Origin of the sequence: Mesorhizobium sp. M0778 (assembly GCF_040320105.1) — a bacterium.
In the GTDB taxonomy this organism is placed as follows: domain Bacteria; phylum Pseudomonadota; class Alphaproteobacteria; order Rhizobiales; family Rhizobiaceae; genus Mesorhizobium.
In genome coordinates this window covers 1-14460 of the sequence record NZ_JAMYPA010000032.1, presented here as the reverse complement: position 1 = coordinate 14460, position 14460 = coordinate 1, and the positions used below count along the sequence as shown (strand labels likewise).

The 14460-nt window shown below is 57.0% G+C and carries 16 protein-coding genes and 2 pseudogenes; 8 read left to right on the top strand and 10 right to left on the bottom strand.

All coding sequences use genetic code 11. The annotated features are described in order from the left end of the window. The first annotated feature begins 20 nt into the window (after positions 1 to 20). Both NKI22_RS29020 and NKI22_RS29015 read left to right on the top strand, forming a co-directional pair. Positions 21 to 341, top strand: coding sequence for a hypothetical protein (locus tag NKI22_RS29020; RefSeq protein ID WP_352959363.1), 321 nt, complete (start codon positions 21 to 23; stop codon positions 339 to 341). Beyond that, a complete protein-coding gene (locus tag NKI22_RS29015) occupies positions 341 to 997 on the top strand; it encodes a hypothetical protein (protein WP_352959360.1) in 657 nt (218 codons plus the stop codon). Before NKI22_RS29020 ends, NKI22_RS29015 begins: the two co-directional genes overlap by 1 nt. A gap of 332 nt (positions 998 to 1329) precedes the next feature. On the opposite strand, the gene NKI22_RS29010 is transcribed toward NKI22_RS29015, so the two are convergent. Then, complete coding sequence (locus tag NKI22_RS29010; protein WP_352959358.1) at positions 1330 to 2085, bottom strand: DUF2971 domain-containing protein; 756 nt, start codon at positions 2083 to 2085, stop codon at positions 1330 to 1332. A 22-nt stretch (positions 2086 to 2107) separates the two neighbouring features. Further along, positions 2108 to 2575, bottom strand: coding sequence for a hypothetical protein (locus tag NKI22_RS29005; RefSeq protein WP_352959356.1), 468 nt, complete (start codon positions 2573 to 2575; stop codon positions 2108 to 2110). A gap of 553 nt (positions 2576 to 3128) precedes the next feature. Here NKI22_RS29005 and NKI22_RS29000 point away from each other — a divergent pair. Then, positions 3129 to 3878 (top strand): hypothetical protein, encoded by a 750-nt coding sequence (locus NKI22_RS29000; protein ID WP_352959354.1) that lies wholly within the window; start codon positions 3129 to 3131, stop codon positions 3876 to 3878. A 42-nt stretch (positions 3879 to 3920) separates the two neighbouring features. Here the strand turns inward: NKI22_RS29000 and NKI22_RS28995 are convergent, their stop codons facing one another. Next, complete coding sequence (locus tag NKI22_RS28995) at positions 3921 to 4910, bottom strand: NUDIX domain-containing protein (protein ID WP_352959352.1); 990 nt, start codon at positions 4908 to 4910, stop codon at positions 3921 to 3923. A gap of 492 nt (positions 4911 to 5402) precedes the next feature. On the opposite strand from NKI22_RS28995, the pseudogene NKI22_RS28990 reads away from it, so the two are divergent. Then, a pseudogene (locus NKI22_RS28990) lies at positions 5403 to 6128 on the top strand (Abi family protein); the annotation flags it as partial. A gap of 42 nt (positions 6129 to 6170) precedes the next feature. Here the strand turns inward: NKI22_RS28990 and NKI22_RS28985 are convergent. The 5 genes and pseudogenes from NKI22_RS28985 to NKI22_RS28965 all read right to left on the bottom strand — a co-directional run. Then, positions 6171 to 6254, bottom strand: a pseudogene (locus tag NKI22_RS28985) (ATP-binding protein); the annotation flags it as partial. 78 nt (positions 6255 to 6332) lie between these two features. Further along, the gene (locus NKI22_RS28980; RefSeq protein WP_352959350.1) at positions 6333 to 7043 is read right to left on the bottom strand and encodes a thermonuclease family protein; all 711 of its coding nucleotides are present in this window, start codon (positions 7041 to 7043) and stop codon (positions 6333 to 6335) included. A gap of 521 nt (positions 7044 to 7564) precedes the next feature. Continuing rightward, positions 7565 to 7693 (bottom strand): hypothetical protein, encoded by a 129-nt coding sequence (locus NKI22_RS28975; protein WP_352959348.1) that lies wholly within the window; start codon positions 7691 to 7693, stop codon positions 7565 to 7567. Between the two features lie 104 nt (positions 7694 to 7797). Beyond that, a complete protein-coding gene (locus NKI22_RS28970; protein WP_352959346.1) occupies positions 7798 to 7986 on the bottom strand; it encodes a hypothetical protein in 189 nt (62 codons plus the stop codon). Between the two features lie 733 nt (positions 7987 to 8719). Further along, positions 8720 to 8959, bottom strand: a complete 240-nt coding sequence (locus tag NKI22_RS28965) for a helix-turn-helix domain-containing protein (protein ID WP_352826708.1) — start codon at positions 8957 to 8959, stop codon at positions 8720 to 8722. A gap of 124 nt (positions 8960 to 9083) precedes the next feature. Here NKI22_RS28965 and NKI22_RS28960 point away from each other — a divergent pair, with 124 nt between their 5' ends. From NKI22_RS28960 to NKI22_RS28945, 4 genes are read left to right on the top strand one after another with little or no spacing between them, the layout of a single operon-like run. Further along, positions 9084 to 9344, top strand: a complete 261-nt coding sequence (locus tag NKI22_RS28960; RefSeq protein WP_352959344.1) for a hypothetical protein — start codon at positions 9084 to 9086, stop codon at positions 9342 to 9344. A gap of 25 nt (positions 9345 to 9369) precedes the next feature. Continuing rightward, on the top strand, positions 9370 to 10104 hold the full coding sequence (locus NKI22_RS28955) for a hypothetical protein (RefSeq protein WP_352959342.1): 735 nt from the start codon (positions 9370 to 9372) through the stop codon (positions 10102 to 10104). Beyond that, a complete protein-coding gene (locus NKI22_RS28950; RefSeq protein ID WP_352959340.1) occupies positions 10101 to 10343 on the top strand; it encodes a hypothetical protein in 243 nt (80 codons plus the stop codon). Before NKI22_RS28955 ends, NKI22_RS28950 begins: the two co-directional genes overlap by 4 nt. Next, a complete protein-coding gene (locus NKI22_RS28945; RefSeq protein WP_352959338.1) occupies positions 10340 to 10591 on the top strand; it encodes a hypothetical protein in 252 nt (83 codons plus the stop codon). Before NKI22_RS28950 ends, NKI22_RS28945 begins: the two co-directional genes overlap by 4 nt. Before the next feature lie 304 nt (positions 10592 to 10895). Here NKI22_RS28945 and NKI22_RS28940 read toward each other — a convergent pair whose 3' ends face one another. Then, entirely contained in the window at positions 10896 to 12128 is a 1233-nt protein-coding gene (locus NKI22_RS28940) for an aspartyl protease family protein (protein ID WP_352959415.1), read from the bottom strand. 720 nt (positions 12129 to 12848) lie between these two features. Next, entirely contained in the window at positions 12849 to 14279 is a 1431-nt protein-coding gene (locus NKI22_RS28935; RefSeq protein ID WP_352959336.1) for a recombinase family protein, read from the bottom strand. Positions 14280 to 14460 lie beyond the last annotated feature (181 nt).

Sequence of the window (14460 nt, the reverse complement as noted above, 5' to 3'; positions counted from 1 at the left end):
CTAAGGAAAGCTGTAGCAAGATGACCATCCCGACCCTTTCCGATTACATGGTGTACGTCGAAAAGCGCATGGAAGCAGCATGCGGCGAGATGGACCCGGATTTGGCCACGAGCCTTTCTGCCGTCTTCGCGACAACCGCTGTGAGCGACACCGACCTGTTCAATTTCATCGCCTACGGCCATGGCTGTCATGCTTTGGCGGACGCTTGTCGAGAGCGCGGCGACATCAGCAACGCGGGCTTCTTTCACGCCATGGGCCAGGACTTGCTCAGCAAGGCTGCGGACGCGCTTGGGGATTTGATGGCGATCGGCATTCAACAGACGGGCGTGGTGAGGCACTGATGACAGTCGTTCCCATGCCCAAGAGGGCCAAGACAGCAAACCCCATTGCAAAGCCGCACGAACCCACCGCGCGGGAAACTGCCTCCCAGGCCGCCTACAAAAAGCGCTGTGAGAGCACGCGGCCGGTTCCGCAGATGAAAGTCTCGATGAGCGAAGATGGCGGCAAGCGCATCGCATCGCTCGCGGTGGATCACCCTGACCCCGCACTAGGCTATGAGCTATTGGCCGAAGCCGTAGGGGCAGATAGCGGCACTTTCCTTGCCGGCACTCTCGATTCACTGGCCAAGGTTGCTCAGGTCGGCAACGTGATACGTGAGGGCGACATGAACTATGCCCTCTCCATAGTATGCGGGCTCCGGCCGAAGGACCAGATCGAAGCGACTCTCGGTGTCCAGATGGCGGCCATTCACATTGCCACTATGAATGCGGCTATGTGCATGGGAGAAGCCAAAACGTGGGAGTTGAGGGAAGCTCACGAGCGGGCATTGAACCGCCTTTCCCGTACGTATGTGGCCCAGGTGGAGGCCTTGAAGCGCTACCGCAGCAAGGGAGAGCAGCGCGTGATTATCGAGCGGGTGAACGTGGAAAAGGGCGGCCAGGCCATCGTCGGCAACGTCGCCCATGGGGGCGGGGTAGGTGAAGAAAATGATCGATAACCCCATGAACCGCGCACCGCGCTGCAAAGCTCGCAGCAAGCGGAGCGGGGTTGGCTGCAAAGCTCCGGCAATGCGGGGTCATCGCGTTTGCCGGTTTCATGGCGCCGGTGGTGGCGCGCCCAGAGGTAAGGCTCATGGGCTGTATAAGCATGGCCGTTTCACGTGCGAAGTCATCGCGGCGAAGCGCTCCCTAAGTCTGCTTCTGGCCCTGTCGAAATCGACAATTGCGGATATCTAGACGCTGCCGAGCGGCTTCAGGGGAGTCAGGTTTGAAAACTGCATCTGAATCCTAGGCCCGGCGTGGGGACCGGAGCGCACGTAGGAACAGACCATCACCAATTAACTGTGCTTTCCTTCGGCACCACCGTGAAACCGCCAAAGGCAATCCTGGAGCAGAAGACCCTCACCGGATCCGAGACACCGTAGACAGCGTCCACTAGGGCACGCACAGAGCGGAGAGCCAGATTACATGCCGGTCCCAAAACCACTTCTCTGAGGGTCAGATGACCGGCGAAGGGGAGAAAATACAGGTTTCCTTCCTTTTGGGCTGCTTCAAGAGTGACTATCAAACGTCGTTCGGCCTCGTACTCCCAATGTTTGAACTTGGTGCGTAACAGCTGATCTCGAACCTTGTCCGATAGGTCGGATACGGGACCGCTTAAAGCGAAGGCGGATCGCTTTTCCTGGTAGTCTACGACAAGGGTTTGCCCTACCGGCAAATCAAAGCCGAGAGCCAGTCCCGAGTGCTTGTTTGCATAGTGGGCCCACAAGACAGGATTGGTCCAATTAGCGCTAAAACATACGATGCCATGTGCGCGGCTATATTCGTCTTTGTAACTGTTTGCCGCATCCCGAACGTCCTTCGACTTGCAGTTCATAGAGAGGAGTTCGAACGGATCGTTCGACTCTGAAAAGCGTGCAACCTTGACTCTTCCGAGTGCGATATCGCTGATCCCAAACTCTGCAGATGTCAAATGGTACAGTCTGAGGACTTCACTCGGGGGCGGCGGCACAACTTCCGCGCTCCCCATTTGTGAACCGTATCCCGCCTTATTCCACTCATCACGCAAGTGCTTTTTCATGGCCATTAGTAAGCGACCCCGTTGATCTTTATGTGCAGGTCGTCAATGAGCCTTGCTTGATCAGTTTCGGCCACTCTGGACCGAGCGTGGTCCTAGCATCGACAGCATTGGCGCCAGCCGGGTCGCTCGTCTTAAACATCTTTATGGCGAAAGCCTGGGAATGGTGACCCGAGTAGATCGTTGGCCCGGGCTGATAGGTCGTTGTCGCATTTAGCATTCCGCCATTGATAGTGCCCATTGTCGTGGCCGTCTCCGGCATCTGCGTAGCAGTGACCGTATTCTGAGCCGCAGCATCGTAGATGATGTATTTGTCGAACCCAGCTTTAATCGTCTCAATGGCGGCTTCTCTTACGGCGACTCTCTCGGCGCCTACACCGCCACAAACAGGCGCTGCACGGGCCGTCACGATGGCGGTATTACCTGAGGTCTGAACAACGCTGGTTCCGGCGCACCCAGAAACGACGAGAGCAGCACAAAGTGCGGGCGCGGTCTTCATGGAATGTCCCCCCTATTCTTTCGCCTAATGCACTCAATATCCCCATCGTCGAAGAAAATGAAGTGCACAAAGCTGTTCGGTCAGTCTGAGGTCGCGATTGACTGCTATGAACGCGCCTTGGCATTCGCCAAGGGCAAGCCCAATATCAGCATGCCAGCTGCGCGGCTCGACATGATGGGAGGGACTACAGATGAGGACTTCAATCGCTAGGCTTGCAGTCGTTTTTGTGCTCGTCGCAGCATCCGCAGAGATTGCCAGGGCCGACGCTGAGGAATGTCAGAATGCGGTCGACAGCTTCAACAGCGCAACAAGCGACATCTCGTACGCGCTCAAACGGTATGCGAATTGTGTCGGTGGTAGCCAAGGTCGCGACGACTGCTATTCCGAGTTCCGGCGCCTTAAGTCGGCTCAGGACGATTTTGAATCGGCAGTCTCTAGTTATGGAAGCAACTGCGAATAGAAGCGTTCACGTATCGACGCGAGAAGGTAATCCTTGCCACTTCTGGTTACACCGCCTAGAGTGTAGAGCGTCCACTATCTGGAGGGGAAGCCGATGCACACAGATGGAGCCAGCCCGACATTTGGTCGGTTTTCACATGAAATGTACAACGCGTTGTTTGGCATCGAGTTTGTAGATGATCTGCTTAGGAAACAGAGATTCTTCGAAGATGACCTTGAAACATTGCGAGGTGTTTTCAAGCGTCACTTGATAGCGGATTATTTCGGTATTTGTCTTCTGCACAATCACAATACACTTCGCGGCGGTGAAGCGATGGTGCAGACCCGACAACGTCATCCGCATTACGGCGACGCGCTGACGACTTCACCGCGAAGGGCGACTGGGCGGATATTCGGACAAGCTGTACCGTGGAGTTTTCGGGCCTGTCGAGGCTCTGAAGGATATGTCCTATGTCCAATAGAGTTCTCGACCGATCCCCTCGTGCATGAGGCCAACAACCTCTTGGTGAGCAAACCAGCTTTCGCGGAGGAATTTTGCGAGCACGTATTCGTCCTTGGTCTCAGCGATTATGTCGGCCTAGCCCTCTTGAGACGGGACTTTCCTGCGCCACCGCTCGGGTGGAGAGCGGTGGAAGCAATTAGTGCAGGCAGAGAGAATATTGTGCATTATGCGCCGGACTCAGGTCAGCGGCTCATTCAGACCATATATTTCATGGGCGACGAAGACAGCGAGACGAGGCTTGCCTGCCCGCCCGGTTGTGTTCCGAGATCGGGGTGCTATCCAACATCGGTCGGCCACGAGATAAGACAGCGCCACGAGAGGATACACACGATTACTGCCTAGTGGTTAGCGTGGCGCGCCCGGCGTCGAACGGAGGGTGCCCCGTCAACAAATGCGCTCCAACAGGACAGCGTTCGGGTTGATGCCTCGATTGAGGTTCTCCCAGATAACCATTTTCTTCAGGGTGAGCTTTCGAAGATAGCCGATCGGTCCTAGCGAAGTGAACTCACTCAGGACGTGATTAAGATTGACTTGGTCGTGCAGCAGATTGAGCGAGAAAACTTGGACCCCAAGCCGCATAAGATCATCCACCGTTTTCGTCTGGAACGCCAGCATACAGGAATCGATGGGCAGTTCGCGAGTGGTGATCCATTGTCTCGGGGCATTGCGGCAGGACTCAAACCCCTCGCTCTGAAAGGAATAGATTGACGCCCCTCTCATCGAAAGCGCTTCAAGCGCGCAATCATACACGAGACAAAACTCGTCAGGAGTACCCTCGATTGGTCCGTTGAACACAATTTCGTTTCTCCTGTGATAATCGAAAGCGAACACGGCGGCTTTCGAAACAACGCTCGCGGCAAATAATCTTAGAGTCCCGTCAAGTACATAGGTCGGTCGAAGGCTATTGCCCACCAGTGGCCTGTTGAGACAATGGTATAGCGTCCGCACAGGCATCGTTTGGGCAGCGAGCAGATTCTCGCCGCGCCTACCTCGCACAATAAAGTCACGAATTTTGGACATTGCATCATCATTTTCCACCAAGAGCTTAAGGCCGAAATGAAGTGGAATTGGCCAATCTCCATACTCGATCCATCGAGTGCGGGAACCTTCTCTGCTATGCCAAGGCTCGAATTCTTGGTCGACGATGCCGAGAAAACTCTGATAAGAAAAACGTCCGCAGTCGGTTCGGAATGTGCTTAAGGCTTCGAAGCGAATAGGTCCATCGAAGCCAGTTTCCTCGAGAAGCTCGTCTGCCGCCGTGCGTAACGGATTTGAGCCAGTCTCGATCGCACCTCCTATTGTGGCCCACGTGTGCGGGTGCTGCACATTAGGCGAACGCTCTTGGAGGAGGAGACGTCCCGTCTTCTGTGACAAGACGATGCTTCCAGCCGCTCCATTGGCACCAAAGTAGGACGTACCGTCTTGCGCTCGTATGAAGGTAGCCATTTCGTGGGGCATGGGGGCCAGCAGGGTTCTATGGAATTGAAGCCAACATGCGGCTCGATTTCAAGAGTGATTATCTCAGCGCTATTCTCAAGCGCGCCTATGATGACAGCGAGCTTGCCGTTTCCGAAGCCATGAATGAGGTCCAAGCCGGCCTCAAGGACGAGCTTCGCAACCAGATCGTCGGCGGGCATGGGCCAGCGGCTCGCGAAGACGTGGTGCGGCAAACGCTTCCCGGATGCTGCGTACTGCCAGTCTCTCGGTGCTCGTGTTGGGTCGGATGCCTATGTGCAATGTCGCACGAGCGTTTCTGCAAATCGGCCGGTAAACGATGCGCCGCCGCGTCTGAAGCCGGTCACATGCATGTCAAATGTTGTCCTAATATTCGCTTTATTCCCCTGAGCGCCTTTCGCTTTCAAGCACGCTACGGACCTCTATGCCTTTGACAAAGGGTTGCGGCTTCTAGTTTTGGACGCAATCGAACGAATAGAAATTTCTGTTCGAACAGAGGTGGCGTTAGCCATAGGCCGTCATGCGCCTAAAGCGCACCGCGACCCTGCTAGGGTCGACAAGCGGTTCACGACTATCGCCCCGCCAAGGCAGCAGTCCATGTATACGGATTGGCTAAACAAGCTGGACGGGAAAGAGGCGGATTCAAAGGAGGAGTTCGCCGTTCATTTTCGCACCAAATACAACGGTGACCAAATGCCGGTTTGGGTCGCTGTAGAGCTGCTAGATTTTGGCCCGCTTTCAATCTTCCTGTCGGGCATGAAATATGCCGATCTCCAGTTAATCGCCGCTAGCTACGGGATACGATTCCATCTTGTGAAATCCTGGATTAGGTCTCTCTCTGCAATCAGAAATGTTTGTGCACATCACTCGCGCCTTTGGAACAAGCCACTGATCGATCAACCAGCGCTGCCTAGTCAGGGGGAAATTCCTGTCCTTGACCACATGATTGCGGGTGGCAACAAACGGCTCTACGCGGCGCTGGCCATTATCCGCCTGCTGCTCAAACAGATAAATCCACGAACGAAATGGGCAGACCGCCTGAAAGCGCATATGGCAACATTCCCGGCCGCGCCGAACATCAAAGTTTCGGATATGGGATTCCCGGCCGACTGGGAAAAGTTGCCGCTCTGGAATTGACGGCAAACATCATCATATTTGGTGAGTTTGCTCCATAACACCGGAGAATTCGGGAAACTCGTCGAGGAACAGCACGCCGTGATGGGCAAGCGAAGCCTCCCCGGGCCGCACGCGCAGGCCGCCGCCGGCCCGCCTGAAATTACCGCTGCCATTCCCCTACGGCTGGACCCTCAGCTCCTCAGCCAGCACTTGGACTCGGCTCGTCTAGCAGAGCGTTTCGCAGGCAACTCCGTCGCCGTCACGGTCCAGTTTGCCACCCCATGAGCAGTTGCTGAGATACCACTGGGCTTCATCGCATGAGTTGATTTTCGAGCAAGTCCGCCGCGGCTGGCACGAGTAGCTCTGGGCGAGCTTCTGACCGCTGATGATGCCGAGAGGCAGGCTAACGGCCGGTCGAACATTTCCCGCGTGCGCAGCGCGCCAATCCCATGGCGCCTCGAACTCGCCAGCCCAAAGACCGACTTTCGCCGCTTCCGCTTTTGCCTGCTGCGGTGCATAGGCGCCGCGGCTGTAGCTAGGCCAATCCAGAGCCTGGCCGTTCTCCACCAGCCACGAGGCAACGCTTCTGCCGTCGGCCCGCGAGCAGTCGGCAACAAAGCGGCCGTAGCGGTCCCAAGCGACGAAAGTGCACCGGACCGGCCTCGAGGCTGCCAGAAAGGCGTCAAGGGCGGCGGCGGACTTAGCACCGCACTGGTAGCGGAAGCCCCTGGCGTCATCGCACTGTTGCGCGGCTTCCGGGGCGTCGATTCCACTGAAACGGATACGCTGGCCGCGGATTTCGATCGTGTCGCCGTCGATCACGGAAGCAACACCCGCTATTGGAACGGGAGCCCATTTCGAGACGGCTTGGAAACCGTCTTGCTGCAGAAAGTACTGTGTCGCCAAGGCGGTCACTGCCGCGATGGTCACATACACCAACCGGATCGGCACGCCCGAAAGCCGTCGCGCACGATACCACCTTAAGGCAGCGCGCTTCCGCCTCTGGCCAGACCGATTGTCATACCGAGATTTGTCCAAGTTCCCCACTCCCCCTGGGAACAATGTGACCTTTGCTCCCGAGAGTCCAGTGGGCCCTCACGGTCGCGCGGAAAGGTGCGCGACAAGGGCGTTCGGCTTCGTGGTCATGAAGCCATGACTGTCATGGTTGGCGGAACGAAAGACGGATTCACGAATTCTATTGCTAGATAATCGGAATCGTCGCCCATGAGGCTCGCGACCCTCCACCTTGAAACTGCGAGATACGGCGATGTATATCGCGCCGAAAGGCTCGCGCGGGTGAGGCAGCAAATGATCTGGCACATCAGGCGCACTGACGCCTCGGCTCAAAAAGTCGAGCAAGCGCTGGCTATTTTGGCCAAAGCAAACGCACCCATGGACCGGTTCGCGCGGCATCAGTAGGGCCAGCGCTCATGCGCAGGATGCCGCACACTTTCAATTCACAGATGCTCGGGCTTCGCATGATGAAGCAACCAAGCAGGCGAGCCGGGCATACCCAGCCCCGAACCGGAGCAGCCGCTCAAAAGGATAGTCGCGGCCGCCGCCGCGAAAATATGGCGTTTGCGCATGATGGTTCCCCCTGCACGCAGTGAACTTCAAAAGCCTCGCATCTGCAAGGGTGAGCTTAACGATTCGAGCAGAAGGAATGCCGCCGCCGGAAGGTGCTAATGGGTCACTCGGTAACTGCAAGGTAAAGGGCAAGCGAGGCGTCATAAATAGAGTTTAGCGGGTTGCTAGTGCAGTAGTTGGTGAGCCACAGTTCCAGCGCTTCGCGATCGACAGTTTTGAAGCGCGAGCTCTTCCCGCTTCGCGAAGAGCTAGCCATGTCCAATCCGGACACATAGCCCAGCACCCAGCTCATGGAGACTTCTCGCGTGGTTTCTTTGGTCGCCACCCAACTGGGGCAAGTTTGGATGCCCGCGCCTATCACTGTGTAAGGCGTTGCGTAGGAGGCGCTGGATCCAATCAATAGTATGCAAAGTGCTGCTGTAACGCGGGTCATTCCCAATCAAACTTTCTGCCCCGGGCGGTCGCCCGGGCCGTTGCCGTTTTGGCCGATAAACATAATCCCGGCGGCTTTTTTATCTCGACCAGGCCACCAGGAGCTTATGAATGCGCGCCAGGGCGTCATAACGAGGGCACGCGGCATTTCAGCCTCATTGTCCTAATGTGGGCTGGTGTCGTGTAGAGGTTCTTCCCAATGCGCTCAACGGTCAGGTTTCCACGCCTGATTTCAGCGCGCAGGGCAGAGACTGACACGATTCCCCTCAGCAGAAGGTCGCACGCCTCCTTGAGAGTGATTGGGTCATCATCCAGCAGATCTTCGCGCCTACGTTTCATAAGGTCGGCCCGCTCCACCACTACCGAACGATTGCATACCAAGCTCGCTCCCAACGCGGGCCGAAGACGTGCCACTCTTCTTCCGTCATTTCTCTGCCGCCCGTGCTTTGCGCGACTTCCCGAGCGCTTCTGGCGTCTAGGATGTGCGTCGATGAGAGGATGGCTTTAACCGCCGCCTCGTCCTCAGGATGGTTGCGCAAATACTCGATTGCCCTTCGTGTCCGCGCATTGTGCTTCATCTTGCGGAACATGGTTCAGCCTTTGGTCCCAGGCTTTGCGAGTCGCACGCCGGCGCCGCCGCCATTCTCGGGGATGAATACCACGCCAAGACGCTCCATGGCCTGCACCATAGCTGTGAGATTGTTGGCCACGGGGACGGATCGCCCAGCTTCAAAGTTTCGAACCGTCGATAATCCGACCCTTGCAGCCTTGGCGAGATCGTCTTGCGATATGTTGGCCAGCCCTCGGGCCGCTCTGCATTGCTCTGGCGTCATGGTGCGGGTTAATTCCTTTCCCAACTAATTTCACCACCTATAACGAAAATCGTTTGACATGGCTATAGGCAATGATTTAGGTTGCAGTTAACGAAAAGCGTTAATCGGCAGCCGGAAGCCCCAGATGTTCAACCGCTCGGAAATTATGAAGGCCGCCCACCGCTACGCCCAAGCCTACAAGGGGCGCGACTGGTCATATCCCTTTCTTCTGGCGGCAGGCCTCAAGGCCGCATGGGCAGAAGCCAAGTCGGGCACCACTCCCGCGCAGCGCCGCGCCGAGGCAATCCGCGCAGAAATCGACGGCCTCAAGTTCAAGTCGTTCAACGTCAACATCGGGCCCCGACGCCGCGCGCTTGAGGCCGCACTGTCCAGCATCGCCGCATAACAACATCAACCGATAGGAGCTTACAATGCCGAACACCCCTGTTCGGGCAGCCGCCGAAGGCTTGCCCGCGATCAGCCGCCGTACCATCCTCGTCGGGCTCGGCGCAGCGACGGCCACCGCAGTAACCTTAGGTAAAGCCGAATCAACTGCACTGACAAAAGCGGGAGGCTTCCAAGAGAGAAAGGAAAGCCCGATGAACATGATCAACCACCGTTCGCATTTCGAATGCGCAGACGCCGAGCTGTTCCGGCTCGATAAGGAACTGGAAGAAGCCCACGCCCGGATGGAAAGGGCGGCGAAGGTATGCAGGAAGGTCGGTAGACGGTGCGAAAAGCTTTACCCGCCGAGAGCTCCAGAGTGGAAGGAGCCGGACATGCCGGAGGACGTAAGAGCGGTGTTCAACTCCATGACGATTGAAGACATGGCGTTGAACAACAGGCCGGCCATCTACGCCGCATGGAGCAAGGAGATCAAAGAACAGAAAGCCGCGAACAAGGCCTTGCATGATGCGTGCCACGTCAAATGGGAAGAGATCAACCGCGAAGGCGGGGTGGACGCTGCCGAAGAGGCATTCAACGCGATTTGCCAGGAGGAATGGGAAATTGGCATGCGCATTTGCGCGGTCCCTGCCCATACCCTTGAAGGCATGAAGGTAAAGCTTCGCGTGAGCGACATGTTGGGACTGGCAAAGTTTGCTGATCCGAACGAAGCCTTCCTGTCGATCGCCGCCGACATCAGGCGCTTGGCAGGTGAGGCATGACGATGGCCGCTGCCAAGGAAAAGATGACCTTCCACGACCTGGAGCCGCTGATCTGTGATGCGGATAATATGATGGACGTTCTCGTGAACATGCTGGATCAGACCGGCCTTACATCCAACGACGAGGTGCTTACTGACCGGGACCGGGAGCTGATTTCCTTTATGGTCAACGTCGCAGTGGACATGACCCACAAGGTGAAGGAGGCCTATTATGAAGCCTTCAAAGGAAAGGCATCATGACCGCGCCTTCGAACGACCTCAACGACCTGCAATCGGACATCGGGAACCTGCACCAGTTGCTCGAAGTGCTCTTTGATCGGACCATGGAGCAGGAGTTCGAGCGCGACGGGAAGAGGGTCACATTGCCGGACCAAATATGCGCGCTGGTCATGATCGGTCGGGACCTCGCCGAACGACTGAACCAAGCGGCGGACGCCTGTCTTAGCAGGGTGCTCGCCGACAGCAGGGCTATGAAAACGGGGGCATGAGCCCTTCGCGACTGGAGAATGCCAAAGCCCGCTGCCTTGCGGTGGCGGGCTGTCGCTTAGAGTAGCCGCCACCGCGGCAGCTATACTTTTCATTCTCCAGTGTGGCACTTGTTGAAGAATGTCGACGCTGTCGGATGACACTCCATTCGTAGGTGCTGAGTTCATACCGCATGATTCGTGCTCCGAGTGTTGGGGAGCTGGAATCAACTTCCGGAGTCGCCGTCAAAGTGGATATGGCCGCGCCGCCCAGCTACTTCGCAAAATGACCCATACAGGACACCCCTCAAGCCATCGGATCGAAGCCCTACTGCAACAGAATCTTCATATTTTCAAAGTCGAAGGTTACTGCATAAGGCATGAAGAAATCGTGGCCGACCATGCCCGCGAGGTGGAAGCCAAAAAGGTTCTCCCAGGGGAATGGCCCATCGTAGAGGCCCGGGACGTTCTCTTCCTGCACCTCTCCGAAGGAGAGGCGATTCACGACGTAGGGCACGGTCTTCAGCGTCCCGCCAGCGCCCGCCCCTGAAGTAGCTTTGTCTTCCTCAAGCTTTATCCCGGCTTTCTTGATCACAGACGCCGCCAGCTTGACTCCCGCGCCAGCCAGCCCTGTGTCGACGAAGAGAAGCGTAGGTGGAAGCGTCTCCACGCGCCCCCGCCCCACCATGAAATGGTCGCTTGCAATCCAGAAAGGGACCGCGACGCTCTTGCCCGAGGCAGCCATGAATTCCTTGAGGTTAGCCGCGTTTTTCCGGCGGAGGACGAGCTCGCCGTTCGGAAAATCGAGGGTTGCAAGGAAATGGTAGAAGAGCGTGGTGCCAATGATACCGTCGATCCGCTTGGCTTGAAGGCCTTCGGAGAGTTGGCGGAGGGGTAGCACCGCGACGGGCAGGTTCTTCACCGTCCAGTCGCCGATCGTGAGCGATTCGATCCGCCCTTGCTGAACCTCGGTGGTCTGGCCGCCGGAAAAAGTGCCTTGCACCGTTCCGAATAGTTGGACGCCAAGCTCCTTGGCGAAGTCCGTGTCGAGTGCAACCTCCGAGCCCCCGGTGTCGATGAAGAAAGTGACCTCGTCGCCCCCGTTTACGCGGATACTGACCAACGGCAGCGGATCTGTCCTCAGGAACTTGAGACGCATGATTTGCCCGTCGCCCTGCACCTCATAGGGTGTCTGGCCCTTGAAACTCTGCAACTTCGCAACATTGAGTGTCGGATACTGATCGACGATCAACTGGTTGGTACCCACGTCGAAGCCATTCAGCGCAGCCGCCGCCTTTTCGAAATCGTCGCGGCGATAATAGGCCTCGGCGAGCATGACCTTGGGGTCGGCCTCGCCGGGCCTGAGGTCGATGGCCTTTTTCAGCCAACGCTCGGCATCATCAAGCCGGTTGGAAAGCAGCGCGATCCGACCCAACTGGAGCGTTGCCGAATAGTCATCGGGGTGGTCGGCGGTGATTTTGGCGTATTGTTCGCCGGCCTCAGCAAACTCCCCGGCCTTGAAGAACTGGTCGGCGGAATCGACCGGCGATGGCTTCTCCAGCTGTCGCCTGTCCCGAGAGTGCGCAAGGCGCGAGCATCACTAGGAGTGCGAGGCAAATTCTGGCGGATTTCATTGTTTCAGACTCCGGCGAGGGAGGCGAGCGAGGGGCGGTGCGATGAGCGAAGCATATCAGCGAAGCGGCCGCGGCGGAACTACTTCGCTGCTGGTGCTGATCCAGATGCTTGAGCTCGCGTCATCCAATCGATGGATGAAGCCCCATGGGCCGATGCTACTTTGATGCATGGCGCGACCTAACCCCCTCATTGCTATCGCTTTCCTCGCGATCAGCGTCGGCTATGCCGAAGCCAAGGACCGTAAGGTCGAAACCGCAGCCCTGGGGACGTACGCCAATTCGAAGAACCGGCCGGTTTGCACCGCATCAAGCTCACTCTACGAAGTCCTCGGAGACAAGTGTTTTCTCGTCAAAGGTTCGATGATCTATGGCGACATCGCCGACCTTTCCGAGCTAAGCATATGGGCTGGTAGCGGAGGCTGGTAGCGGACGCTTCGATCCCGCCTGACATCCGCATCCGTTACGTCAATGGTTTGCTAACATTATCTCTTGGTCCTTCAACGGGCTGGGTTCGTCATGTTGCAGTAGGGCCTCTCCAAACTTCTCCCATAAAAGTGCGCAGTCTCTGGCTCTCAGATTACCCACCTCACAAACAGTGGCGGCTCAGCTACAGTGTCACGCAGGGGTCTCTTGCTCTCGGTACAATCTTAATTCCGAAATCTATGAACACGGTCCCTGCCCAAGCCTTCGCTCGGAGGCTTCGAGACGTCGCGTCGCAGTCCCTCCGGGCCGCTGGGCCGTATACGCGCGACCGCGCTCAGCTCTAGCTCCGACTCCATTCCTGGAAAGCCAGCCAGCGTATAGGCGGCGGCCATCGAACCAAACCGCTTTTTGAACACGCGGTATATGGGCAGATCGGAGTCCGCATTAATTAGCGACCGCGTGAGGTACCCGTGAGCGGCGCGTAAGCGCCGAAATCCGTCTAGAAGCTCTCCGTCCGAGTACTGCCGCTGAGACCACCGCCGATACGCGACGTAGCCGACGGCCGCATAGACGGCCTTCAAGCTGCCGAAAAGCCGGATGTAGCAGCTGGCTGACGCCGTATACGGACAGGCATTGATCAAAGTTAGGCTAAGTCTTTTCTTCTCTCTGTATAACCGTTTCAGATTCTTGAGCATTTCCGGCTTTGTATAGGTATATCCGTGTTTGCCCCTCGCGAGTTGGGCTTTCTTGAATATTTTGGCGGTAACAATCGGCTCCATCACCCGAATTCGGACCCATTTACCAGGAGGGTTTGGCCTGGATTGGCTACTCATACTGTGCGACGTTCGGTTGTAGACATAGTAGCCTATCATCAACTCGCTTTTGAGGAGGGATGCCACGCGCCCAGTCGTCCATGGCTCGCCGCATGTGGACGGCTCTCCCTCTTTGTTCAGACGAACCGATATGCCAGCCATGCTTTGCCCTTCAGAAACAAACATGTTGAAGATACGCCTCACAAGCCTGATTTCGTTTGGCGGGCCAGGGACAAGGAGAACACGGTCGCCAGCGAGCCCTTTCTGTTCTCCAGAGCCGAGAAGGAAACGGGGCACCCCATCTTTATCCAGCAACATTCGCCGGACGCCGTAGGGTACGGGTCCCCCTTGGCTGAACCCGAGACGAGCCTGCTGCAGCTGCGCTCTGGAGACCTTTGCGGATAGCTCGCGGCTGTACTCGCTTGCCATCACCCGTTTCATATTTTTGAGGATTGCAGACACCATGCTGCCATCGTTCTCGAACTGCTCGCCGCAATATTCCACCGCCACGCCTGCATCACGACAGAGAAACTCGTAGTGTGCTGACTGGTCGGTATCCGGAAACCGGCCCCAGCGGCTGACGTCCAGAACGAGGATCGCCGAGAAAGTCTTTTGGCCGGTCACGACATCGGCCAGCAACTGCTTAAGTCCGTCCCGCCCCCTTATGCTCAGGCCGCTTTTCCCAGCGTCCTCGTAGGTTTGGACGATAGTGTATCCGCGTCGCTCGGCATATTCGGCGATGGCCACCGCCTGGTTTTCCAGCGAATAACGCTGATGTTCAGTGGACATCCGGATGTACTGCGCTGCACAGATACGGGGCTGGCTCTGCAACTCAAGACTCATGGTGTCTCCCTGGTATTTGATGAATCCCAGAGATACGAAATGTATTTCGGAACCTTTGTCTCATGATTTTCCGTCGTTTCGAGGCCAAAGTGGGTTGCCGCCTGCGGGCCTTAACCACCCGCAGGCGGGGGGGGGGGGGGGGTGGATGAAACCTCGGTCGTGATGGACCGAGCGATAGTAT